This window comes from Paenibacillus mesophilus, from assembly GCF_005938385.1.
Taxonomy (GTDB): domain Bacteria; phylum Bacillota; class Bacilli; order Paenibacillales; family NBRC-103111; genus Paenibacillus_AB; species Paenibacillus_AB mesophilus.
The window spans coordinates 1-23,236 of record NZ_VCRA01000049.1; the positions used below are offsets into that span (position 1 = coordinate 1).

Annotated in this window: 22 protein-coding genes and 2 pseudogenes; 5 read left to right on the plus strand and 19 right to left on the minus strand. The window is 45.9% G+C overall.

Translation table 11 applies throughout. The annotated features are described in order from the left end of the window. Positions 1 to 207 (plus strand): hypothetical protein (locus FE783_RS38550; RefSeq protein WP_238403395.1); only part of this gene is annotated, 207 nt, incomplete at its 5' end. Positions 208 to 350: 143 nt separating this feature from the next. Here FE783_RS38550 and FE783_RS35720 read toward each other — a convergent pair. The 5 genes from FE783_RS35720 to FE783_RS35740 form a co-directional block, all read right to left on the minus strand. Beyond that, complete coding sequence (locus tag FE783_RS35720) at positions 351 to 1,166, minus strand: VOC family protein (protein WP_138884187.1); 816 nt, start codon at positions 1,164 to 1,166, stop codon at positions 351 to 353. Beyond that, positions 1,159 to 2,229 (minus strand): VOC family protein, encoded by a 1,071-nt coding sequence (locus tag FE783_RS35725; protein ID WP_138884188.1) that lies wholly within the window; start codon positions 2,227 to 2,229, stop codon positions 1,159 to 1,161. Before FE783_RS35725 ends, FE783_RS35720 begins: the two co-directional genes overlap by 8 nt. A gap of 12 nt (positions 2,230 to 2,241) precedes the next feature. Then, positions 2,242 to 3,591: an AraC family transcriptional regulator gene (locus tag FE783_RS35730; RefSeq protein WP_138884189.1), complete on the minus strand. Its 1,350-nt coding sequence runs from the start codon at positions 3,589 to 3,591 to the stop codon at positions 2,242 to 2,244. 184 nt (positions 3,592 to 3,775) lie between these two features. Next, a complete protein-coding gene (locus FE783_RS35735; RefSeq protein WP_138884190.1) occupies positions 3,776 to 4,231 on the minus strand; it encodes a GNAT family N-acetyltransferase in 456 nt (151 codons plus the stop codon). A gap of 685 nt (positions 4,232 to 4,916) precedes the next feature. Further along, complete coding sequence (locus FE783_RS35740; RefSeq protein ID WP_158302222.1) at positions 4,917 to 6,242, minus strand: ABC transporter substrate-binding protein; 1,326 nt, start codon at positions 6,240 to 6,242, stop codon at positions 4,917 to 4,919. Between the two features lie 124 nt (positions 6,243 to 6,366). Between FE783_RS35740 and FE783_RS35745 the strand changes: the two genes are divergently transcribed. Then, a complete protein-coding gene (locus FE783_RS35745; RefSeq protein ID WP_158302223.1) occupies positions 6,367 to 7,185 on the plus strand; it encodes a helix-turn-helix domain-containing protein in 819 nt (272 codons plus the stop codon). A gap of 206 nt (positions 7,186 to 7,391) precedes the next feature. Here FE783_RS35745 and FE783_RS35750 read toward each other — a convergent pair whose 3' ends face one another. The 9 genes and pseudogenes from FE783_RS35750 to FE783_RS35790 form a co-directional block, all read right to left on the minus strand. Beyond that, the gene (locus tag FE783_RS35750; RefSeq protein WP_138884193.1) at positions 7,392 to 7,958 is read right to left on the minus strand and encodes a dihydrofolate reductase family protein; all 567 of its coding nucleotides are present in this window, start codon (positions 7,956 to 7,958) and stop codon (positions 7,392 to 7,394) included. A gap of 337 nt (positions 7,959 to 8,295) precedes the next feature. Beyond that, complete coding sequence (locus FE783_RS35755) at positions 8,296 to 9,357, minus strand: undecaprenyldiphospho-muramoylpentapeptide beta-N-acetylglucosaminyltransferase (protein ID WP_138884194.1); 1,062 nt, start codon at positions 9,355 to 9,357, stop codon at positions 8,296 to 8,298. A 35-nt stretch (positions 9,358 to 9,392) separates the two neighbouring features. Beyond that, positions 9,393 to 10,097, minus strand: a complete 705-nt coding sequence (locus tag FE783_RS35760) for a FadR/GntR family transcriptional regulator (protein ID WP_138884195.1) — start codon at positions 10,095 to 10,097, stop codon at positions 9,393 to 9,395. A gap of 241 nt (positions 10,098 to 10,338) precedes the next feature. Continuing rightward, a pseudogene (vanX, locus tag FE783_RS35765) lies at positions 10,339 to 10,941 on the minus strand (D-Ala-D-Ala dipeptidase VanX); the annotation flags it as partial. Positions 10,942 to 10,945: 4 nt separating this feature from the next. After that, on the minus strand, positions 10,946 to 11,977 hold the full coding sequence (vanA, locus tag FE783_RS35770) for a D-alanine--(R)-lactate ligase (RefSeq protein ID WP_138884197.1): 1,032 nt from the start codon (positions 11,975 to 11,977) through the stop codon (positions 10,946 to 10,948). Beyond that, on the minus strand, positions 11,978 to 12,928 hold the full coding sequence (locus FE783_RS35775) for a D-isomer specific 2-hydroxyacid dehydrogenase family protein (RefSeq protein ID WP_138884198.1): 951 nt from the start codon (positions 12,926 to 12,928) through the stop codon (positions 11,978 to 11,980). 260 nt (positions 12,929 to 13,188) lie between these two features. After that, entirely contained in the window at positions 13,189 to 14,319 is a 1,131-nt protein-coding gene (vanS, locus tag FE783_RS35780) for a vancomycin resistance histidine kinase VanS (RefSeq protein WP_138884199.1), read from the minus strand. Further along, positions 14,300 to 15,004, minus strand: coding sequence for a VanR-ABDEGLN family response regulator transcription factor (gene vanR / locus FE783_RS35785; protein WP_138884200.1), 705 nt, complete (start codon positions 15,002 to 15,004; stop codon positions 14,300 to 14,302). The genes vanS and vanR overlap by 20 nt, the downstream gene beginning before the upstream one ends. Positions 15,005 to 15,778: 774 nt before the next feature. Continuing rightward, a complete protein-coding gene (locus FE783_RS35790; protein ID WP_158302224.1) occupies positions 15,779 to 17,371 on the minus strand; it encodes a LamG-like jellyroll fold domain-containing protein in 1,593 nt (530 codons plus the stop codon). 222 nt (positions 17,372 to 17,593) lie between these two features. Between FE783_RS35790 and FE783_RS35795 the strand changes: the two genes are divergently transcribed. Next, positions 17,594 to 18,514 (plus strand): AraC family transcriptional regulator, encoded by a 921-nt coding sequence (locus tag FE783_RS35795; protein ID WP_158302225.1) that lies wholly within the window; start codon positions 17,594 to 17,596, stop codon positions 18,512 to 18,514. A 158-nt stretch (positions 18,515 to 18,672) separates the two neighbouring features. Here FE783_RS35795 and FE783_RS39100 read toward each other — a convergent pair. Next, positions 18,673 to 18,747 (minus strand): annotated as a pseudogene (locus FE783_RS39100) (hypothetical protein); the annotation flags it as partial. A 116-nt stretch (positions 18,748 to 18,863) separates the two neighbouring features. Between FE783_RS39100 and FE783_RS35800 the strand changes: the two are divergent. Then, entirely contained in the window at positions 18,864 to 19,385 is a 522-nt protein-coding gene (locus tag FE783_RS35800) for a hypothetical protein (protein ID WP_138884203.1), read from the plus strand. A 27-nt stretch (positions 19,386 to 19,412) separates the two neighbouring features. On the opposite strand, the gene FE783_RS35805 is transcribed toward FE783_RS35800, so the two are convergent. From FE783_RS35805 to FE783_RS35815, 3 genes are all read right to left on the minus strand, one after another. Next, entirely contained in the window at positions 19,413 to 19,730 is a 318-nt protein-coding gene (locus tag FE783_RS35805) for an MFS transporter (protein ID WP_338015942.1), read from the minus strand. Positions 19,731 to 19,771: 41 nt separating this feature from the next. Continuing rightward, complete coding sequence (locus tag FE783_RS35810; RefSeq protein ID WP_138884204.1) at positions 19,772 to 20,833, minus strand: bifunctional transcriptional activator/DNA repair enzyme AdaA; 1,062 nt, start codon at positions 20,831 to 20,833, stop codon at positions 19,772 to 19,774. 335 nt (positions 20,834 to 21,168) lie between these two features. After that, positions 21,169 to 21,546: a hypothetical protein gene (locus tag FE783_RS35815; protein ID WP_138884205.1), complete on the minus strand. Its 378-nt coding sequence runs from the start codon at positions 21,544 to 21,546 to the stop codon at positions 21,169 to 21,171. A 290-nt stretch (positions 21,547 to 21,836) separates the two neighbouring features. On the opposite strand from FE783_RS35815, the gene FE783_RS35820 reads away from it, so the two are divergent. After that, positions 21,837 to 22,277 (plus strand): GNAT family N-acetyltransferase, encoded by a 441-nt coding sequence (locus FE783_RS35820; protein WP_138884206.1) that lies wholly within the window; start codon positions 21,837 to 21,839, stop codon positions 22,275 to 22,277. 139 nt (positions 22,278 to 22,416) lie between these two features. Here the strand turns inward: FE783_RS35820 and FE783_RS35825 are convergent, their stop codons facing one another. Then, complete coding sequence (locus tag FE783_RS35825; protein WP_138884210.1) at positions 22,417 to 23,199, minus strand: class I SAM-dependent methyltransferase; 783 nt, start codon at positions 23,197 to 23,199, stop codon at positions 22,417 to 22,419. Positions 23,200 to 23,236: the final 37 nt, after the last annotated feature.

The window sequence follows — 23,236 nt, forward strand, 5'->3', positions numbered from 1 at the left end:
TTCATTGTAGCCTCCTGGAACACGAGTATTTGTCCTTTTTTGCTGGCCAGCTCAGGACAATTTCATGTTACCAGAGGCCTTTTTCTTGTTCAAACCGCGAATTTCTTCATTACAGGAATGCTGCCCGATAGCTCAATGAAAAAAAAGAGCAGCTGCCGCGACGGTCTGCTCCTTGTGATACTCCATTATCGTTACCCGTTAGAATAAATCTTACTTTACATCGTTTGCTTTTTTTCTTTTACAAATCCATGGATGCGAATTTGATTGCCCTCTAAATCCCACAAATAAAACTCACGATATACCCCGTGATGGTCTATTTATCCGACTTTAACCCCTTCAATATCGGTTATTTAATTACTCCACACATATGGAATAAAGGCTTCAATGTTGTCCTCGTCGACATTTTGCTCAAGAATATAGAATTGTTCCGGTCTCCTTAATGTTTCCTTGCCATTCTGCACCCGTGTGGCAAGCTGTGTCGTTCTTTGGTCTTTTAATACAGATTTATGTATCGGGTAAACTGTATACTCTTGCGCTGGAATGACGATATGTTCCGATTCATCAGGCAAATTTTGACTTGGTTTACTAAGGAGTGGAACCCCGATATAAATCGCATCGACTTGATTCGAGAACCTGGTTAAACTTACAGCGTCCCCTTGTGGAACGATTCCAATTTTCTTGCATTCTTGTATGAGTGCTTCGGACGTAATTTCATATTCACTATGATCCGCAATGGATCGAATTACGAAATGTAATTCTTCTTTGGATTCCAAATAATACCGGATCGTATCGTGCACCACTTTATCTGAAATTTGATAATCCACAGTCAAGTTTATTGTTGCAGCCCAAACTCCAATTTTATTGTGATCTTGATCCCGGAATACGAGCCAGTGAGGAAAATCTTCTTCTAAAGCAATTTTATTGCCGATCAAGTATTTTTTTAGAATCTGAATGTTATCTTCAGTGGCAAGCATGATAAAATCTCTGGATGAATCGGGATCTCTACTTAAATATAGAATTTGTCCGGGTGTCGTTTCCAACACGGCATACTCAGGCGTAACATCCAAAACCAGAAATCCGCATATCCTCTGAAACCATTTTATGGAGGCTTGAAGATCACTCGCATATAAATAGCAATAAGAGAACTCCACATACGGTTTACTCACTTTTGACCACCTCGCTTTTTTCGTTTTTCAGTTGTTCTTCTCTTTTTCTCTTTTGCTCGTCCCATCCTTTATTCCAGTAATAAGGAATAGAAATGTAGATGAAATCGTCTTTATAGTGTTCTAATATATAGTAATTACCCTCCGGTCGTGTAAAAGACCAGCCCATAAAATCCGTCCGCCATTCAAAAGTTTGATTTCGAAGGAAGTCAATACGAGAATAAATTATTGGAAAAACAGTGTAATCATGAGGAGGGATTTTAAGGTATTCCATGCCTTCAGGCAGCTTAATGTCGGATGTGTCGGTGATGGAAACGCATGCAAAGATGTTTTCCACTTTTGTCGGACGAGCTTTTCCAGGTCGTGATTCTGCTAAATGCCGGCATTCAGATACGATAAATGCTTCACTTATAGTAGCGATACCTTCACGTTTACATTGAGAAATGATCTCTTCTGATGCACGATCAAACTCAAGATCATCTTCAATTCTTTTTGCGATACAATGCATTTCATTTCTCGTTTCTAATCGAGTCCGGGTCAACCCGCTGAATGGCCGGCTAGGTACAGAAACTTGTACATGCTCCATACCATAACCGTCTTTCCTGATCACGATCTGATTTCCATCCGGATCCTTCACAATCAGCAGATTTTCTTCTTCTTCAGCAACGATTTTGACATTGGCTTTTATAAGTTGACGTTTTAAGGCTTTCATATTATTTGTGACAAAACCTATCTTTACTGGTTGTTTTATCCCCATGTGTATGCTTATAATTCTTCCTGGCGACATCTCAACGACGGCAAAAGTCGGATTAATATTTGTGATGTAAAATCCAAATGCCTTATAGTACCACTTTGCGGATCGCTGCAAATCACTGGAATATATAGTCTCATAAGTTGTATGCGCAATGGATTTGCCGGGTTTTGAACTCAAGGGCTTAACCGGATCGATCATTTCTTGTTCATTTTTTTCATCATATTTTCCTGAACTAATCATTTTTACCGCTTTTGGAACAATAACCGGCCGGTATGCATCCGGCGTTTCTTTACCTTTAGGCAATTGGCTCATTCTCAAATCCTCCTAAATTGATGTTCTCAAAATGACCGGTACATAACACTTTACGGCCACCTGTTGCTTCATGCGGGCATCGCCGTCTGAGGATGTAAATGGTATATATTGGGCGTACCAAATCCGATTTTCATCCGGCTCATAATCTGCTGACGATCCGAGCCATTGGTAGATTCGCTCAAGTATGCCTGTCATAAAGCCGTAGGAAACGGTCGACAAGCATGCATACAATCCACCTTCCAGCCGGGCCGTTCGGTGTACATCCTTAGGCGAGGGGACACAACCATCCGGCGTTTTAATATAAATTTCATACGTGTTCATTTCGCACGGCGGAAAGCTGCAGCTCATGAATACTTGAAGCCGGCTGTCGTCTACAAAACCGTTGCGGATTATAAAATCCGCCGAGGCCTCATCGGCCTGTAATACACAATCCGTTCCTTCGGCTCGAAAGGCGGTTACCTCAATGAATGGCTGCTTCACGATCTCAATGGTTTCCGTATCTTGACCCCGCTTTACGGGAAGGTAAAGCTTTAAACGCGTGATTTGTCCGTTGTACCTTTGGTACTCTTCCAGTAAACCGTGCTCCCCAAGAGAGAATGTACTCCGCGGCAGCCATTCCGATAGTAGACGATTCCAGGCAGCAACGATGACGGAGCCATCCCCTACGGGCGTACGGGTAACCGCATACAGACCGCCTTGCAGTTCCATTGGCTTCAAATTCGTGTGCTCTACAAAGTGCTCTCCCTCGCTAACTGCGACCAGCTGGTATCCAAACAGATGCGACTCATTATCAAAATCCACATTCCATCCGAATAATCTGAATTGGGTAGAGTCGATTTGGCTGTCTGTTAAAAGAGCTAAAAACCTTACAATTGCCTCATCTTCCAGTCCATGCTCCCGTTCGGCCGTATGCAGATAGCCTATGCCTTTAAGTGGGGCAAGCCGAATAACTTGTATTCCCGGGTATCGTTCGGAAACCTCCCGTTCTTCAAGATAAGGGACACGTTCATAGAGATCGATGCGTTCAAAGCTATAAATCAAATCGGATCGTCGGTACTGTCCCGGGGTCAAGCCGGTGTTTCTCTTGAAGGTTTTGATGAAGGTCTGGTACGTGTCAAAACCGAAGTTGAAGCCGATTTCAATCATGGGAAGATAAGTTTGACGCAGTGCGATTGCTGCCTCGCTTGTTCTTCTTTTGCGTATATATTCTTTGACCGGGTGACCTGTCATGGCATAAAACATACGGTACAGATTGGGCACAGACATCGACGCTGCCGCGGCTATCTGGTCCAGTAAAAGAGATTCATGAAGGTGATCCTCAATATAATCAATCCCTCGCTGGACAATCTCCGTTGTTTGCATAGCAGACCCCCTTTTTATGTCGGCCAAATCATCCGATGGTGGAATTCTATGGAATAATCATAGCAAAATTAACCTTTGACTCATTATCTTTTTTTATCAAAAACCATTTTTTAAGTAAAAATGATGGCGATTTAGTTGAGAAAAAACGATTGCTTCAGCAACCGTTTCTGTACTATCGTCTCCGTTAGTTCAATGGTGTAGCAATAAATCCAGTTTTAATGTCTCTTTTGAACCCAGCCTTTTCATAGAAGGAAAGTGTTTCTTCTTTTTTCGAGCCAGTTAACAACATCACCTTATAACAATTTTGTTCCCATGCAGTTCTTAAAGCAGCTCCTAAGATTTTTGTCCCTAATCCACGCCTTCTAAAATCACTATGTGTAACAACGTTTTCGATTAGCCCGTATGGACGTGCCCCTCTTGTTAAATTAGGAACAATGGTTAACACACACGATGCTACTAATTGACCGTCATTGTCAGCCACTATGTAATGAGTTCTTTTGTTGTAATATATTTCTTCCCATAATGTTTGTACATTTTCTAACGTCAACTCAGGGTCATCTTTATTTAGGTGCTTATATAGTTCCAATAGCTGCGGCAATTCGTGTTTCATTATTTTTCTTATGGCGATTTCATTATTCATATCCTCGACCCCCTATAAGTTATGATATTTCCCATACATGCTACCTATTTTACCACAAGTTTCTTTTCCACTAATTAAGCAAATCTGCCCGTTAGCGCAACGACGGCAGCCGAACATTTTGGCCGGCTGCCGTCAGGTAACAATCGAGCTATCGTATCCTTTAGTTCAGTTAACTCTTCTCTTATTTCCAATCGAGCAAATCCTTAATAAATTTCATTTAACATCAACACTTGTCCCCTTCATCCCCACGTCGTCCAACGTATTATGATTACAAATATCAGAAGGAGGTACGCTATGGCAGTAGTTCACAATCACACCGTATCTAATCGGATTTTGTTGGCGACCTTTGATAAAAATTGGATAAGGAAAAGAGTGAAGGATGGGCATGTAGTTTACCTTTCAACTGCAAACAAAGCAACTATTGAGCTCCTTGTCAGTGGTGGGAAACAAACAATAAAAAGAAGGTTCACGAAAGGTTCAAAGGTATTTGTCGTAAATGGGACATTCCACTTTCCGCCCCATATACGACTGTAGAGAACGGCTTCTTTGAGAGTAGTCATCAAGTTCGCGGTAATCGAAAGCCAGTTTCCATTCGCCAAGAATGGAGTGACTGGCTTTTGTGTGTTTGTTCATTGCCCCGATCCTTATCGTAAATCCCGTACATCCCGCATCCATCCCTTCTACTTTATTTGAGCCGCTCCGTCTCGATCATCTTGTTGATTTCTTCCTCCGCTTGCAACAAGGCGGTATTCACATCGAGCTGGTCATCGCGGAACGAGGCGAACTTCTTGTTCACGATATCCTCCGCCTTGCTGCGGTACTGCGAAGCGATCGGATAGGGGACCGGGGAGCTTTTGAAAATGCTTTGAATATTTTTGTCTTTCAGGTACGGCTTGCTGCTGCCGAAAGCCGCCTTAACCGCATCGCTTTTCAATGACGTGATTTGACCGTCGGCAGACAGCCTCCTCTGTACCTCATCGGATACCGCTACCTCAATCACGCGCAGCGCATCCTCCTTGTTTTTGCTCGACGGCGTAATCGCCATGACTTGTACACTGGCGTTGGCAAATATGTTTCTCCGCTCCGGATAGCTCGGATACTGCGTCACATCCCAGTTCAGACCTTCCTTTGTCGGCGTTTCCAATGCAGCAAACAAATTCATGCTCGCCAACATCGCCAGATTCTTTTCCTGCATAAAGTCGTTGTTCGGCGTATGACCCGGCTGAATCATATTTCCGGGAACCTTGTACATCGATTTCACCAGCTCAAACACTTGCTTCCACTGATCCGTGCGGACGGAAGCTTTCTCGGTCTTGTAGTCTACGGCTGCGGCCGACAACGGCTGGGAAATCCAGATAATGCCCGCCCCCGGATCGATGCCCCGATACTGCACGCCGCCTTCCAGACGCGTGACCTTTTTGGCCAGCTCCACCACATCGCTCCACAGCATCCCTTCTTTCGGGTAAGCGCTTCCGAATTTGTCGAACAAATCTTTGTTGTAATACAGCGCATGGAAGCTGCGGCTGATCGGAATGCCGTACAACTCGTCTCCGGGAGAGCTGACCCGAGTGTCCCGAATCATCGTCTCGTCAAACCGGTTTAGATCGAAATTTTGCGTTTTTGCCAGTTCCCGATGGTCAAACTCCAGCTGCTTTGTCCGGTATTGAGCCAGGTTTCCGTTAAAAGTAAAAATGATGTCAGGTGTCATTCCCGCCGTAATCAGCTCAGCCAATGTCGTGCCCTTGCCCGGACGGATCAAGTCTAAAGTAATATGCGGATATTTTGCCTTCAGTGCGTCTTTGATCGTTTGCTCGGTAAAAGCATCAATGTTCGTGTTGTCCAGTGCGGCACTAATTGTAATCGGTTTCAGTTCGTTTGAAGGTTTTTTCGCTCCTGCGCCTTCACCGAGGTCCGCCGCCGAGCCGCATCCTGCCGACAGCAAAACAGCTGCCGCTGAAATCGCGATTAATGTCTGTCTTCTCCTGCTGCCGCGCGCCATTTGTTGAGTCATTGCGTTCCCTCCCATTTGAATTGAATCATATACGATGTTTCAAGTGTAAATCCGAAAGCTTTACATGAACATGCACAAACATATAATAGAGTGTAGACATTCTTTCACTAGGCAGGTGACAATAATGGTCGAATTATGGCAGGTGCGCGCCCAGATGTACGCATACATTTACTGGAACCGCAAAACGGCTTTTGAAATCGAAAGCACCTCCTATCCGAAATGGTGCATGTTTGCCGTGGAGGAAGGGGAATTCTCCTATCGCATTGGGGACGAGCAGGGGATCGGTTCCGCCGGAGATCTGGTGTTGTGTCCGCCGGAGACGTCGTTTCAGCGCCGCATCAGGATGCCGCTGTCGTTTCATTATTTTCATTTCGATTGGGTTCACCGCGATACGGGAGAAGTGGTATCTGCGGCGCTGGCCGAACGGCATTTGCTGCCTTGCCATCTGCCGCTGGCGCGTACGAACCGCCTGCAATCCGTCTTCGGCTACTTGCGCTCGTTCCCGCACGCCAGCGTCCAGAAGCCAGTCCTTCGATGGGTCGAGCACATGGTTGACGATTTGCTGTTTATGTTTATGGCGGAGCGCCATCTTGTCCCTCTTCGTCTCGACAGGCCCACTACTGACCCGCTCATGGATCAAGCAGCGCTGACCATTCGTCAACACGCTTTCGAAGAGCTGAACCTGCACAGGGTCGCTTCTGCCTACGGATTGACACCCGTGCAATTTTCCCGGCGCTTTACGGCTGCCTTTAAAATGACCGCACATGATTATTTGACGACCTTGCGTCTGGAACGAGCCTGCAAACTGCTGCAGGAAACGACCCTGAACCTGGAAGACATTGCAGAAAAATGCGGATACCGCAACGGCTCGTACATCAGCCGGCTGTTTGTCAAAAAGCTGCAGACGACGCCGTCTGAGTTTAGGGCAGCCCATCGCTTGTAAACTCGATCGCTTGCTTCTGTCCTACTCTCCTTCAATAGCAAAAGCGACCTCAGAAAGGTCGCTTCATTGAGCTAATCTGCCCGTTACTTCAATGACCACGGCAGCCGACTGAGGCCGGCTGCCGTCATGTGGTGTTTGAGCTTTTGTTTTGGGACACCCGCGCAGGCCATCATGATCGCGATATGCCGTTCGGATTGTAAGGCGCGCTATTTCTCCAACTCATAGCGGGCCGCGATAACGCCCATCTTGAGCGTTCGGCTGGCTAGCAGCTTGAGCCTGATTTTCTCGCCGCCGTCGAATACCGATTTTCCGCCACCCAGGACGACTGGACAAATCGTCAGCAGGAATTCATCGATCAGGCCGAGCTCAAGCAGCGTCTTCGCCGCCCCCGGGCTGCCGAAGATAACGAGATTTTTGCCAGGCTGTTCCTTGAGCGCCTTGATTTCCTCTGCGATATTGTCCTTGATCAGCATCGTATTGTTCCATTCTGCCTTGTCCATCGTGCCGGAAATGACGATCTTCTTAACATCCTGCAGCCATTTGGCATGCTCCATATCGTGCCTCGATGCATTCGGATTGTCCAACACCGTGGGCCAGTAGCTCTCCATCATCCGATACGTCGTGCGTCCGTAAACGGGAGAGCCGACTTCGGCTACAACCTCCTCGGCGTATTTCTCGAATTCCTCGTTGTACGGAATCCAATCCAGTCCTCCGTTCGAATCCGACGCATACCCGTCCAGAGACACATGCATGAACAATACGAGTTTTCTCATATCCGTTTCTCCTCCGATTTCGAGTTTATTTTGCTCGATATTTTGGCAGTTGGCCCGTGTTTTATCCTGCCGTTACGTTTACTATAAATCATAACGTTACGTAAGGTTCAAGTGGAAATCAGAATTTTCTTTGCAGACAACTTGTTGCGAAAAACTGCCCAATAGGTGACATACTCCCTACTCCCACCACCTACGCTAACGCTTGAGCCATTCGAACTCCTTTTTGAAGTTGGCAGGAAGCATATTTTTTGTTTCCTCAAACAAATATAAATTGTCTGATAATTAAATGAAAACTGAGAGCCCCTCATTATTGAACATTTCTGCCCGCACAACAAAACTAGCAATACGTTTCAATCAGCTTGACAATCGTTTCTACCGCATTCGTTTCATTCCGGGAGGACATGGCTTCTTTGTAGACTTCACGGTTCGCATAGAGCATTTCAACACGTTCGGCGAGGGATTCGGAGGTTAGCTCTTCTTCCGGAAGCACATCGGCGTAGCCGGCCTTTTGGAACGATTTGGCATTTAAAATTTGATCGCCTCTGCTCACCTGCAGCGAGAGTGGAATGAGAAGCATCGGCTTTTCCAATAAGAGAAATTCATAAATCGAAGTGGCTCCCGCCCGGGAAATCGCCAATTCCGACATCGCCATGACATCCGGAAGCTCGTCAGAAATATATTCGAATTGTTTGTACCCTCTCTTACCAGAGAGACCCTGGTAGACATTTCCGTTTCCGCAAATATGTACAATTTGGAATTGCGCAAGCAACCTGTCCAGATTATCCCTGACTGCCTGGTTAATAACTTGAGAGCCAAGACTGCCGCCCATGATCAGAATAACAGGCTTCTGGGAATGAAAATCACAGAGGTGATAGCCTTTTGAAGCTTTCCCGTTTAAAATTCCCTCACGAATCGGAAGTCCCGTTAAAATCGCTTTTTGATCCTGCACCTGCTGCATCGTTTCCGGAAACGTGACACAAACCTTCGTTGCAAAAGGAATCGAAATTTTGTTGGCAAGTCCCGGCGTCATATCTGACTCATGGATTATGACCGGGATCTTGTTCATCCGGCTTCCAAGAACGACCGGGACGGAAACGAACCCTCCTTTCGAAAAAACGATGGCGGGCTTCAAACGACGTAGTAATCTATAAGACTCGTAAACGCCCTTAATGATTCTGAAAGGATCTTTGAAATTTTTGAGATCGAAATATCTGCGCAATTTCCCGGAGGAAATCGGATAAAAAGGAACGCCTTCGCGCTCGATAATGTCTTTCTCGATACCGGTGGCTGAACCGATGTAGCAGACTTCCCAGCCTAATTGCTGAAGCTTGTTCATCAGCGCGATGTTCGGTGTGACGTGTCCCGCCGAACCTCCTCCGGTAAAGATGATGGTTCTCATGCCATGTCACCTCGAATAACGGGATATATTAAGCTTCATTTTACCGACTGCAATGCGTTCTCGACCTGAGACAGATGCTTCGCCATCGTCGCTGCGGCCAGCTTCGGATCTCTATCGCGGATCGCTTCGAACAACTTCTTGTGCTCCCCGAACAGCTTGCCGGCCGTTTCCTTCCCGCTGTAGAGCCATAGCTTGCGGCTGTCCTTGATGGTGCGGAACATCGCCGTGGAAATGTGCGTCATCATCGTTTCCAGAATCGCGTTGCCAGACGCTTTGGCGATGGCGAGATGAAAGTTCGTATCGTAAATCTGGCTGATTTCTTCGTTGCCGACGGCGTCGCGCATTTGCCCGATGATTTTGCCCAGCTCTTCGACGTCTTCGGCGGTCCGGTGCTTGGCTGCCAGCTCGGCCGCTCCGACATCGAGAATCTTACGCACCTGGAGCACCTGCGACAGATCGGCGTTCGAATTCTGCAGTGATTCCAGCACGGCCAACGGCTCAAGTCCGGGCTGCTTGACGTACGTGCCTCCGCCCTGCCGGGATTCGACCAGACCGAGCGCCTTCAGATGGCTGAGCGCCTCGCGCACCGTCGAGCGTCCCACACGGTACTGTGCCGCCAGCTGGTCGATTGTGTCGATCTTCTCCCCCGGCTTGATCAGTCCCGCTTCTATAATGCGCTGGAGCTCGTCCGTAATGATTTCGTAATTCTTCTTCTGTAAATTAATAGGAATCCCCTCCATCACGATTTATCGTACATTAGCACTAAAATTCGTCAGATGACCTGCAATATTTAGGCTGCGGGAGGGGTTCAAGTGCTCCAAGATGGGGTGAAACAATAGCTGGCGGCCATCGTCAGAGATGCAAATTATCTCGATATGCCGAATGAATTGTATGCGTATTCGTACGATGCGACGCCGATTTTTTCATCGATGCATAGTGACGCGGATCCAGTTTCGACAAAAACTTTTCACTGTCCAGTGATATAGGAAAATCAAAATAGGTACTGGGATATGGCTCGTTTTTCAATGTATAATGCCACCATTCACAATCATAGGAGTTAAAACCGCTGGACTCCATGATAGAACGCAATAACCGGCGGTTTTTAGTTTCAGCTTTAGTGATTCCCTTTGCTCCGTGATGAGAGATGACATCCATCAGATCATAATCACCGCCCATCGGAACAAGATCGCCAGTATCTGCTCGATAAAGAGTCAGATCAATTGCACTACCACGGCTATGACTCGATTGAGTCGCTACGTAACCCTTCTGAATCATTTCGGAACGGTTGATATTTGGATAATGCTTTGATTTTGTACGCCCATCTTCAGGCTCTTCAGACCATTGTAGAAAACGATCCACAGCGCGTTGCGGACGATAACCGTCCCAGAGCAGCAAGCCATACCCAAGGTCAGCCGCCTGCTCCTGTGCCACAAGCAGCGAGGCAGCCAATATATTGGTGCCGACAATGCGATTGACTTCATAACCATCGACCGGTTTTCCGGTGAAATTATCCCATGTGGCATACTTACCATCCCAACGAATTCCGGGGAGAACTTCATCAAGGAACACAAATCCGTTTTCCATATTCTTATCCCTCCATCGCTAATGCAACCACGCGTTCAATCACATCGGCAAGCGTTAAACCGGCGGCGGCCATCATTCTTGGATAGCGGCTGTATGTGGTGCAACCAGGCATAGTGTTGACTTCATTGAGCACGACTTGCCCGTCTTCCTGTAGAAACATATCCACACGAGCAAGCCCATTGCAGCCCAAAGCCCGATAAACCAGCTTCGCTGTTTCTTGTACCCGTTTCTTATCCTGATCTGAAATATCGGCTGGAACCTTGATCGTAGAGTTTTCAGAACCGGTCTCCGGATTTTTTTCCTGATGGATTCGGAAGAAGCCATGCGATAACTGGACTTGATCCACTTCACCAACAAACAAGTCGTTACCGGTTCCGAGCACTGCGCAGCCTACCTCGCTGCCGGAAATCATTTGCTCTATCATAATTTTTGTATCATATTGCCTTGCGCTTTCGATGGCTTCCGGCAAATCGTCCATATTGCATACCTTACTGACACCAAAAGACGATCCGGAACGGGCTGGTTTAACGAAGACAGGATAAACCAATTGCTCCGCGTCCGGCATGTCACCTTTGTCGAATGTCAAAAAATCGGGCGTAGCGATTCCTGCGTTTCTTACGATCACATAAGCCAAAGACTTGTCCATGCACAGCGCGGAGCTCTGGATATCGCAGCCTACATAGGGAATGCCGGAAAGCTCCAACAGTCCCTGCATTGCGCCATCCTCCCCCATTTTTCCATGCAGAACAGGAAACACAATATCCAGACGGATGATCTTATATTCTCCCTGCTCCAACACAATCAACCCATGGACATTTCTGTCCGGCGACAAAATGGCGGGAATGCAATTTCCGCTTTCCCAATTCGCATCAGGATAATCGCAGAGCTTCCATCCACCGGCTTTGGTTATCCCGATGTAAAGCGGATCAAATTTCTCTGGGTCAAGGTTTCTGGCGATCTCCTGCGCGGATTTTATTGAGACAGCATGTTCTTCTGAACAGCCTCCGAATAAAACGGCAATCTTGAGCTTGTTCATTTATCTTTTTCCCCTTTCGAATTCCAAGCAATTCTGAATCGTGTTCTCCACGATATCTTGCAGCGCGTGTTCTGTGTAAAAAGCGGTATGCGGCGTAATAATCGCATTCGGCAATTTTTGCAGTCGCAGCAGAAGTTGATTATGGATCGGCTTGTTTGTACAGTCGTGATAGAATATACCTTCTTCGCCTTCAACGACGTCCAATGCGGCGCCCCCCAGCCTCCCAATTTCCAGAGCCCGGACCAGCGCCTCTGTGTCAATAAGAGATCCGCGTGCGGTGTTAATAACTAATGCCCCGTGTTTCATGCTATGGATTCGCTTCCGGTCAATTATATGGTAAGTATCAGCATTGAGCGGCATATGAAGCGTCAGGATATCACTTTGCTGCAGCAGTTCGCCCAGAGTAGCATATTCGGCCTTAGAGTCGTAAGCCAGTATGCGGCATCCAAAGCCTTTTAGCCGATCAATAACCGCCTGACCAATGCGGCCTGTCCCCAATATCCCTACCGTCATGTCGCACAGTTCCCGTCCCGGTACAGCACAAAGATTGTAATCATGGACGTCTGCCCTGCATAAAACCGACTTTGCATTTCGTATAGACATGAGTATCAACATCAAAGTAAAATCTGCTACGCTGGCCGGCGAATAAGCTACATTACCAATAGTAATGCCAAGCTTTTCAGCCGCTTCAATGTCAATGTGGTTGCAGCCTATGCTTCTTGTGGATATGTAAGCGACGCCGTTTTCTTTGAGGGCGCGAAGAGTGGAAAGCGCTATTTCCGTTTTATGGGTAACGCTTATACAGCAATTGCCTGATGCCAACGCGGCGTTTTCCGCTGATACCGCTGACTTAATGATCGTCGGTTCAACACCATAATGTGGTGAATACCTCCTGAACATATCCTCTTCGTCCTTTTCACATCCGTATATCGTGATCCCTGTTTTCTCCATGGTGTCAATCTCCTTTTTTATGACCTAGATGTGATCGGGCAATTTATATCCGATCTCACAGAGATTTTTATATACCACTGCCGAGTTCATTTTCTGATTCGTCGTGGAACACGTTTTCTTGGCATAACAACATCCTTTCTTTCTGCAAAATAAAAGCCTGTCTGCTTTGATAAAACCATGTTATCAAAAGCGGATAGGCCGTATTTTAATATTAGGTTGTTTAAATCCTAAGAAAATCCTAACATTAGATTGATGTTTTCCTAATGTTTAACAGGTAAAGATACCGTAAAGGTAACTGTGTTATCTTTGCTTTGGGCCATAATGGCTCCACCGTGCAGGGTGACGATTTCTTTTGCGATGGACAACCCTAACCCGGAACCGCCAGTGTCGGAAGTGCGCGCTTCATCCAAGCGATAAAACTTCTCGAAAATAGCGGCCAGCTTGTCCGGTGGAATTGTATGGCCTTGATTTTGAAACACGATCTTTATATAACCCTTTATTTCCTCTGCGGAAATAACGATTTCCGTGGTTGGGTAGCTATATGCGGCCGCGTTTTTCAGAATATTATTGAATACCCGCGCCAGTTTCACCGGGTCGCCGTACACGGTCAAATTTTCGTCTGCGTGAAGTACAGTGGTATTCCCTTTTTCGGATAGGATCGGATAAAACTCGTCTGTCATTTGCACAAGCATGTAGTAAAGGTCTATCGTTTCCTTTTCCAGCTTGATTTGCTGCAAATTGTACCGGGTAATTTCAAAAAATTCGTTGATTTGTTTCTCCAAGCGATATGCTTTGTCGAGTGTAATGTGAGTATATTTAGCTCTCTGCTCCATGGGCATATCGGGAGCCTCGTCCAATAAACTCAAGTAACCTATTACAGATGTAAGCGGCGTCCTGATGTCGTGGGCCAAATAAACGACCAAATCATTTTTGCGTTGCTCCGCTTCCTGAGCAGCCTTTTTCTGTCTTTTCAACTTGTCCTTTATGGTATTCAGACGATTTTCCATGAAATCCATCTCCGGGGAGAGGGATATTCTATCCTCTGAATCTTCCACGAGCCGATCCATGCCTGAGCTGACTTCATCAAAATATTTTGTGAACCAGAAGATAGAGAACCGAGAAAGAATGACTAAAAAAAACAGCGTCAAAAAAAGCAGAATGATATTTAAGTTATTGCGAAATACATAATGATAGATTATTTGTGCATCGGAATTGTCCAGATAAAAAGTATTAATCAGAAATAGAACGATGCGATCTCCAATCTGTCCACGCAAAATAACCCGCAACAAAAGGACGGTACCAGCAGCAGTGACAGTAATCAGTAGCATCTGGAAAAAAGCTTTTCGCTTCAGCCTCGCATAATTGCCCTTCTTATTGCTTTTCAATTTTATAGCCGACCCCCCAAACTGTTTTGATATACTTTGGGTTTTCTACAGTGTCGCCCATTTTTTCACGCAAGTGACGGATATGAACGGTGATCGTATTGTTGCTTTTGCTGTAATACTCGTCCTTCCAAATCTCATGAAATAGTTCCTCGGCACTCACCACGCCGCCCTTTCGCTCCAGTAAAATGCGGAGTATGGAAAACTCGGTGGGTGTCAGTTCAAGAGGTTTTTCATTCAGTAGGCACTCATGCTTGTTTACATCCATAACCAATCCCGAATGGACGATTACAGGCTCAGTGACAGGTGCAGACTGCGTCGTGTTGTATTTTTTATAGCGCCGCAACTGTGCTTTAACACGCGCTACCATCTCAAGCGGACGGAACGGTTTTGTGATGTAGTCGTCGGCACCCAAGGTTAGCCCCATAATTTTATCCGTCTCTTCATCTTTGGCCGTCAGCATAATGATGGGATAGGTATGCTGTTCCCGTATTTTCTGGCAAAGCGTAAAACCATTGATGTCCGGCAGCATAATGTCCAGAATTGCAAGATCAAGCTCCGTCGTTTCAATGCAGGAAAGAGCTTCCTTTGCCGAGTAAAATTTAATCACTTCATAATTTTCATTTCGCAGATACACTTCTATTAAATCCCCTATTTCATGTTCATCGTCAACAACGAGAACTTTAGCGCACATGATTTTCAGCTCCTTCCAGACAGAACTCAACAACCTACTATTTTACTTAATTCGGTAACTATATTTATGATTTCTCGCATGAGAAATTATTAAGATTTTCATAAGGACCCTACTCCTTCGCTGCGCTTTTGGCGTCATTCATCTTCTGTTCAGCCCTCAGCTAAATGAAATAAAGCAGATTGACCCATGGTTATTTAGCCTTCGTGATTGCGCTAAACCGCCCAATAGCTCAATAGGCTGCCATGCTGGCAGCCTTCTCATGAAGCTCTCGTACCCGTCAGGTCAATGACTTAAAACGAAAGCCTTACAATTGTTTAATGCCTGCATACTTTCCATGAAAATACAGAAAAATTGTTTTAAACGGAATAAAATTACCATACAGCATCCGGTGCACACTATACTCAGGTTTCTCTAGATTTTTCTGCAGTCGATACCACAGAAAGTCCATATCAATCGATCCGAACTTAAATAAAATGATTCTAAATAAGGTAAACATATACAAGGCAAACAGTCCTGGCACCACAATGCGATTCATTAGTTTCATTTCAATAAGGATAAGGAAAACTGTTTAATAAAAAGTCGGGTATTTATAAAATTTTTTCTTAAATTTCATGAATACTTCATAATAAGAGCGCCTCCTTGATGGTGTCGGGTATCATACCCGTCGACAAACCCATCATACTGAGGCGCTTCTTTTTTGACAAAGTCCATTTCTTAGGACTAGGAATGTTTAGTTAAGTGATCGTAGCATCGAATAGCACGTACATATCGTTATTATTGGCGGTACAGGTCTGCTACTTCTTGCTCGGATATGGCGGCATCAAACAACTCAACTTCACGAATTTTGCCGGAAAAATGAGATTGCGGCCCTTTGCCCAGCACAAGCGGCGTACTGCCCAAATCATTGAGTTTCGCCGGGTCAATCGGCGCGGAAGATACAAGTACTCCATCCAGGTACAGAGAGATGCGCTCCAGATCATAAGTGATCACGGTACGATGCCACCCGTCTGTCACAGAACGATCCAGTGTCACAAGCGGATCATTTCGCAAGCTCCAAACTTTGCCGCCTGGCAATGTACCCGCATACAGTTCGCCGCCATATACGGCCATCGACCATACCCGACGGTAGCGAATGTCCGGATTCTCCGGTTCAAGGACGCCAGACAGCGTCCACGCGCCATCGCCGGCATAGCGGTATACATGACCACCTGGCAATGTACCGCCGTACAGCTTACCGTTGAACATAGAGATCCCCATCACTTCCAGCTCAGATCCCATCAACCCATAATTGCTCCATTGTTTGTCTCCCTCATAGCGCAGCATGCGCGCTTCCGGCCAGACACCCATCAACAGATGGTTATGGTACACCGCAAAACAATAAACTTGATCGCATTTTTCTGCTTTTCCTTCATACACCCAGTTTTCATCAAATGTGCGGCTATAAACGCCTTGGAGCTCGTTGCAACCGATATACAATCGTTCCCGGTAAGGCGCCAAAGTCATGGTCCGCGTCTTTCCTTCCGGCCCTGGCGGACACAAATCCTCACATACCCCATTTTCATCATAGGCATACACTCCCGGAGTATAAAATGACATCGCGATCAGTTTGCCCTGATAGACCACCATCGAAGAAACACTATCTGAACCGGGAACTTCAGCGAACAACGACCACGTCTGATCACCCTCATATCGGTAGATTCTGCCGCCCGGCTCCATATTGGGCGACTCCGGCAAAGAAGATCCGCACGCTTTGTAGCGCATCGTACTCGCATACAACTTGCCTTTATACTCGATTAACGACCAGACCGAATTACTATCATCCGGATTGCCGCAGTCTATCCACTCGTCATTCTCGCCTAGTTTGTATACCCTGCCTTTGTTGTCGCGCGCATCATCGAACACTCCAGCATACAGCCATCCATCATACACGCATAAGGTACAAATCAGACGGCTGTTGCCCGGGGTGCCGCGATCCTGCCACTGGTCTGCTGATTCGCGCAAACTCCAGCCAAACTGCAAGTTCCGCCAGTTCGGTTGAGTGGAAGTTACCCCTGCTTGCGTCAGCACGGACAAATGCCAGCCAGCCATCTGCTCCTCCGTATACCGGCTGCATATTCCTCCGGGAATCGATCCCTTCTCATCATTAATTTCGAATTCCATGGAGAGGGTGAAGGGATGGGCGCCATTTGTCAACTCCGAATCTGGCAGCACAATGGCGGATTGCTCCCCGTCGAAAACAGCTCCGTCCTTGAATTGTACGGCTACCGCTTGCCCGTGCTGCTGATGCTTCGAGGCATCATGACAGTCCTCGCGCAACGGCCAGTACCCGATACGTTCACTGTTTGTTTTAGTTCCTTCTTGTTTCATCCCGATCATTCCTTCTTATATTTTTGGATGTTTTCCGGACAACATGATCATTCCATCCTACTCCTGCCTCTATGCTAAAACATTAAAACCAGCAGCACATGACGAAAATTTGATATCAGCTGCCATTTTCCGTTTTAATGGGAATCATGTTTACAGTCTGATGTATGTGATGTTTAATGAAGTAAGTGCATGTTGTGATATTTACGAATAAGGATGATCCTCATGGATAACACATTTTATCTGGAGTATCAGGGAGACATCGACGATATTCCGAGATTCCGAGAAACGCAAGAACGTTTCGGCATCTATAATACTAAAATTTCGCGGACCGAGCTGCATTATCACGACTATGCGGAAATATCGTACTTCACCGATGGAAGCGGCTTCGAAACCATCAATGGTGTCCGTCATCTGCTGCGGCAGGGTACGGTCTCTTTCCTCTTGCCCAATCACATGCACTCCATCTCAGGCGCACCTGGTCAGCAAGTTTCCAAATACTGCTGTCTGTTTGACATTCAATTGCTATTCGGACATCAGGAAGACAGTGAGTTTTCCAGATTGCTTGACTCCATCGGTACCGATTTACCTTCCTTCTTGGACTTCGAAGGCTCTGAGAAAGAGAAAATGAAACAAATTTTCGAGTTCTTATTAGAAATTTCCAGCGAATCCGATTCTCCCATCCTCCGCCATCTGATTCGCACCAAGCTTACAGAGGCGATTCTGATCTACATCCGCAGTGCGAGCCGCCAGCAATCCTATCATAACCCACTAATCGCAGGCAGAAAGCCAGCAGCACGCACACAGCTGTTCTGGCCAGTTCTGCGGTATGTCCATCTCCACTATCGGAAACCGCTCAGCCTGGAAGAACTGGCACAACGGTTCGAACTCAGTGTCTCTTATATCGGTTTGTCTTTTAAAAAGTATACCGGCCAAACCTTTGTAAAATATATCCATAACCTGCGAATTGAAACGGCTGACAATATGCTGCAACACACAAATATCAGCATAACTGATATTGCTATGGAAGTTGGGTTTGAATCGTTTCGTACATTTGCTCGCGTATTCCGTGAAATAAAAGGGATTACTGCCAACCAATTTCGCAGCTTGTCCAAACAAAATAAGGATAGCCATCCTGCCAAATAACGATCGGTCGTCATGACGCGCTGGTAAGTCCAGTAAAATTCGTTTCCAATTGTTAATATCCTGTTCGTTAGCGGGAAAGGGCTGCCAATCCGTTGAAAAAATCCAAGATGAGTTTATTAGTGAGTTTGGATTTTCCATGACATTGTATGTCCCAGGTCTATATCGATAGCATAAACTCGATTATTTTTACTCAAATCTGAAATGTTGGGGTACCACATTGTAGAACTGAACATGCCTCCGTGAAGCAATATGATAGTCTCTGATTCGACGTAACCAAAACTGTGTAATAAATTGGTAGCTTCATTGCCTTTGGCTTATAAAAAGAATCAATTGAGAGGATGGATGGTTGATGTTTGTGAAGTATCGGAACAAATCGAAGGCTAAATGGTTGCGCACGTCGCTGGCCGTTCTGACGCTTGCAGTGGCGGTTCCCGTCTCCACGGCGTTCGCCGACGGACCCGCAGTGGAATCCAGAGCAGTGGGTAAAAAGGCTGGCGCCGCCCCCAACGTCACGATTATTCGCGCCAACGAGAATGTCGTCACCCCGATGGGAGCCGGCGAGTGGGATTACCTCGGTCAACGCTCGACGGTTTCCTCGCAAAACCCGACCAACTACGTTCACTCCGGCGGCGGCGATTTTAAGTTCCAGGTTGTAAGCGGTCCGAGCGGCGGCGCCTGGTACCAGCTGCGGGAATACGATCCGGGTAGCAATGCGGACGAAGTCGTAACCGGCTATGAGTACTTACTGTACCCTGGTGACACGCTGATCTATCGGGGGATCAGCAACTATGTCGACGGCGACAACAAGAAGGCAGAATTTTACGTGTACGAAAGCTTTAGCGGATCCGGTTCCGTGAAGTATTGGGATTAAACCTTTTTTCATCCCAGTTCCGATAGGTCAAGAAGGGGCGTACCGGTGGCGGTACCCCCTTCTTGCATTTACACACTCCAGCGGCCAGATAGCAGAGCCTGCAAGATGCAAGAAAGCAGTAGCAATCGTGAACAAAGCGAACCCCCATAGAAAAATGCGTTTGGTACCGAACATATCGGACCATCGGCCGGAAGGAAGGAGGAATACTATACTCGTAATGTAGAACGAGGTGATCGTCCACATCCCCGTTCCAATCGAAAGATGCAAGTCCTCCATGAGCGGAGGCAGACCGTTAACCACAATCGTAGCGTCTAGGTTAGTAATAAATGACACAAGCGTAACCACTAATAAAATGGACTATTTGCCCGACTACTTGATTTTCATCATCATATTTTCTCCTCCACTCTCCCATTCTTCTCATGGTCAAGCAGCCATTGTTTTCGAGATATACCTCCTCCATAACCGCCCAAGTCGCCGTTCGAGTTGATAACACGGTGACATGGAATCACAATCGCCACCTGGTTGGCTCCATTAGCTTGGGCTACGGCGCGATAAGCACTTGGTTTTTCAATCGCGGAGGCAATGTCGCCATACGAAGTCGTCTGACCTGGTGGAATTTTCCGTAATTGTTCCCACACCTTCTTCTGAAAAGGCGATCCAAGTAGTTTCACTGGCGTTTTGAATGCTGTTAACTTGCCTTCGAAATAATCCCTGAGCTCCCTTTCAATCGAATCGGTCGGCGGTGTGCTGCCCGGAATGACCGCGGATTTTGTCTTCCTTCTTAGACGTTCGATCTCTCGCTCCAATCCTCTGCGGTCTATAAATTCGAGTAAATATAGCGCTTGTTCATCAGCGATTGCAATCATCGGGCCAAGACGCGTATCCAACCACGATGCCTTTAAAATCTGTTGGTTGCCCAGCCCAGCAGGTGCTGCACCCATAATGCGCGAAAACGCATCCCTGAAGCCGCTGCCGGATTCATAACCTGCGGACAACTGTGCTTCGATGACCGCGCTGCCTGCTCGGATATGCTTCAAGGCTATTCCCATTCGCCGAGCTCTCGCATATTCAACAAAAGTCATTCCGTACCTCTTCTTGAACTGGCGGCGCGCAGTTGAAGCATCCACGGATAATTTTCGGAAGTCTTCTTCCGTCCAGCGGTGTTCCGGGTTTTCTTCCACCGCGTTGACTAGCTTACGAACAAGCTCCGGAACATGGCCCGGATGAGACAGCGGACGGCAGCGCTGGCAGGGTCGGAATGATGCCAGAAGAGCTTCCTTGGCTGTCTCATAAAATTCACAGTTTTCAAATTTAGGTTTTCTTGCCGGACACGTAGGTCGGCAAAACACGCCGGTTGTCTTAACTCCGACATAGAAAATGCCTTCATACTCGGACTTTTTATCGATAAGCGCCTGGTAATACACGAGTTTCTTGTCAGCCGGTATCATTCTGCTCCTCCTCTTTAATACAGTTTTGAATTTTAATGAGGCCCTTACGGAACACAATTATGATTATAACGTTTCCGAAAAATAGTTCCGCCGAAAATCGGGCATTGATTTTTTTCTATGCTGGTATATTGACTAACTTGGTTGGTGGTCGCAATAATAATATTCCCTTACATATCCATCAATTGAGGATATTAGCACTGTCACAATGAGGCACTGGAATAGGCATCTATAATCTCTGTATTCAAGTAATCACACACTGCCAAATTAAACTACCCGTTAGTACAACAAATAACTGTCACACTTCGTATAGAATCGCCCCGTATCGTAACCAACGATTATTTCTGCTCAGTAGTATACTTCTCAATATCCTTTGAAACTGAATAGTATTGTCCATTATTTCCGTAATACAAATAGCCATCTCCAATATAGAAAAACTCTGCTTTTGGAAAGTGTAGCAATACTGTTTCTTTTGCGATTTCAGGTTTTATACCCTTTGCTTTTTCCGGAGGATCGATTGTTTTGCTTTTGTTCAATAGATCCACTAATCTGGATATTTCACCTACATCGGTTATTTTCTTCTCGAACTGTTCACTCTTCACTAAAACTTCATTCGTACTCTTTATATTTTCTCCAAAAGGACTTGTGCCACTGCACCCAACAATTGTTAACATAACAGACATTATTACTAACGCGACATACGTTCCTTGCTTCATCAGATCTCCTCCCCATAGTTACAAATAATTCCATAAATATAGACGCATATAATAACCAGTATGTTACGATAACCTGCCCGTTAACGTAACGGCCGATCCACGGCAGCTCCATAGTAATGTAATTATAATCATTTTTCACCATGTTCGTTCATTGCGAGTGTTGTATTGTTAAGTTATGAATAGAATGGGAGGAGAGTAGATCACTTGTTTTGATAATGGAGAGCTATTTATAAAATAAAGATAACAAGGGGCCATCTAACGGATGGTTATTTTTAAGAAAGGGAGTAACTATGCAAATAGAATCGCTTTTTTATAGCGATAAGTTGTGGCAAGTCGTTGCTGAGTATGCGCAGAATTGTTCATGGAAAGCAGGAGCAACTTTAGCGAAACAAATGAATGAATGCCATTTTTCAGACTGGGAAAGAGTTTTTGTAGCACTTGATGATGATCACATTGCTGGTTACTGCACTTTAGCAAAAACCGACTGCATACCTGATATTGCCTATACTCCCTATATCGGGTTCGTGTTTGTGGGAGAGCAGTACAGAGGCAATCGATTAAGCGAAAAGTTGATTTTATCAGCCTTGGCATACGCGAAGGAACTGGGTTTTGAGAAAGTATACCTTGTCAGTGACCATATTAACTTGTACGAAAAATATGGTTTCGTGAAGATAGATGAGAAAGAAGCACCCTGGGGAGCAATCGAGACCATTTTTATGCAAATGACATAACGTTCGCAAAGCGTCTCACAAAGTAAGACCTTTAGACGTAACTGCGGCCAGTACTTTAACGAGCACAGGGAGTAGCTATCGCGCGGCGATCTACTCCCTGTTATTGCGCAACCGGCGCTGCGGCCGATTTAAGATCACATCACAACTTTTCTGCAAGGATGGTAAATGTTTTGGGGATGCCTTTATCGAAGACATCTGAAGATTGGTTAGGCATTTCTTCAAGAACCCTTATATATAGCCTGTTGCTTGCTATGGACGTAATGATCTCTCCGAGGGTCCAATTACGTAAAAGGACTTTCTGCACATTATCATTTCGATCGTTCGCAAATTTTGAAAAGGAAATTTCTTTTTCCTCTATCGAAGCATCAAAGTAATCGCCTGTTACCTTATGCTTTCGGATATTGGCTGTTGTGCCTCGTGATGATATTAGCTTTGTTGTTACTGGGTGGAAATCTTGTAGAACAAGCACCCCGCCTAGGCGAAGAAGAGTGTTAACCACATGGAACAAACTGTTTAAATTCATAAAGTAGTGAAGGATCCCATGTTCCATATATACAATATCGAAGTTGCCCGTCAACATTTCAGCTTGCAGCTGAAGTACGTCGGACACGACATAATGTATATGAACGTCAGCAGCATCGGCTAGCTCTAATGCATACTTTTCGTTCTCAGCAGAATAATCGACTACAGTGACGTTTGCGCCCAATAGCGCTAAAGCGACAGCCTTATTCCCGTTCGACCCAAGCAGATTCGCGATTTTTTTATCTTTGACATCTCCTATATAGTCAAGGGCTTTACCGATTCTTTTTGCTGGGTCGTGCTTTATTTTCATTGCGGCTTCAGAAGGATTTCCGAACCGATTGATCCAAGCTTGGTATGCCCCGCTATTCCATGATTCCTTATTCTGATGAGAAGTTTCCAGGCAATTCACCACCAATGGATTTTTTGTCCATTTTGTC

Coding starts and splice junctions, on each gene's coding strand:
- FE783_RS35815 (WP_138884205.1), bottom strand. CDS start 21,546: ATGAAGCAAGGAACGTATGTCGCGTTAGTAATAATGTCTGTTATGTTA.
- FE783_RS35725 (WP_138884188.1), bottom strand. CDS start 2,229: ATGAGCCAATTGCCTAAAGGTAAAGAAACGCCGGATGCATACCGGCCG.
- FE783_RS35820 (WP_138884206.1), top strand. CDS start 21,837: ATGCAAATAGAATCGCTTTTTTATAGCGATAAGTTGTGGCAAGTCGTT.
- FE783_RS35790 (WP_158302224.1), bottom strand. CDS start 17,371: ATGAAACAAGAAGGAACTAAAACAAACAGTGAACGTATCGGGTACTGG.
- FE783_RS35810 (WP_138884204.1), bottom strand. CDS start 20,833: ATGATACCGGCTGACAAGAAACTCGTGTATTACCAGGCGCTTATCGAT.
- FE783_RS35775 (WP_138884198.1), bottom strand. CDS start 12,928: ATGGAGAAAACAGGGATCACGATATACGGATGTGAAAAGGACGAAGAG.
- FE783_RS35800 (WP_138884203.1), top strand. CDS start 18,864: ATGTTTGTGAAGTATCGGAACAAATCGAAGGCTAAATGGTTGCGCACG.
- vanA (WP_138884197.1), bottom strand. CDS start 11,977: ATGAACAAGCTCAAGATTGCCGTTTTATTCGGAGGCTGTTCAGAAGAA.
- FE783_RS35740 (WP_158302222.1), bottom strand. CDS start 6,242: ATGACTCAACAAATGGCGCGCGGCAGCAGGAGAAGACAGACATTAATC.
- FE783_RS35795 (WP_158302225.1), top strand. CDS start 17,594: ATGGATAACACATTTTATCTGGAGTATCAGGGAGACATCGACGATATT.
- FE783_RS35755 (WP_138884194.1), bottom strand. CDS start 9,357: ATGAGAACCATCATCTTTACCGGAGGAGGTTCGGCGGGACACGTCACA.
- FE783_RS35745 (WP_158302223.1), top strand. CDS start 6,367: ATGGTCGAATTATGGCAGGTGCGCGCCCAGATGTACGCATACATTTAC.
- FE783_RS35760 (WP_138884195.1), bottom strand. CDS start 10,097: ATGGAGGGGATTCCTATTAATTTACAGAAGAAGAATTACGAAATCATT.
- vanR (WP_138884200.1), bottom strand. CDS start 15,004: ATGTGCGCTAAAGTTCTCGTTGTTGACGATGAACATGAAATAGGGGAT.
- FE783_RS35750 (WP_138884193.1), bottom strand. CDS start 7,958: ATGAGAAAACTCGTATTGTTCATGCATGTGTCTCTGGACGGGTATGCG.
- FE783_RS35735 (WP_138884190.1), bottom strand. CDS start 4,231: ATGAATAATGAAATCGCCATAAGAAAAATAATGAAACACGAATTGCCG.
- FE783_RS35730 (WP_138884189.1), bottom strand. CDS start 3,591: ATGCAAACAACGGAGATTGTCCAGCGAGGGATTGATTATATTGAGGAT.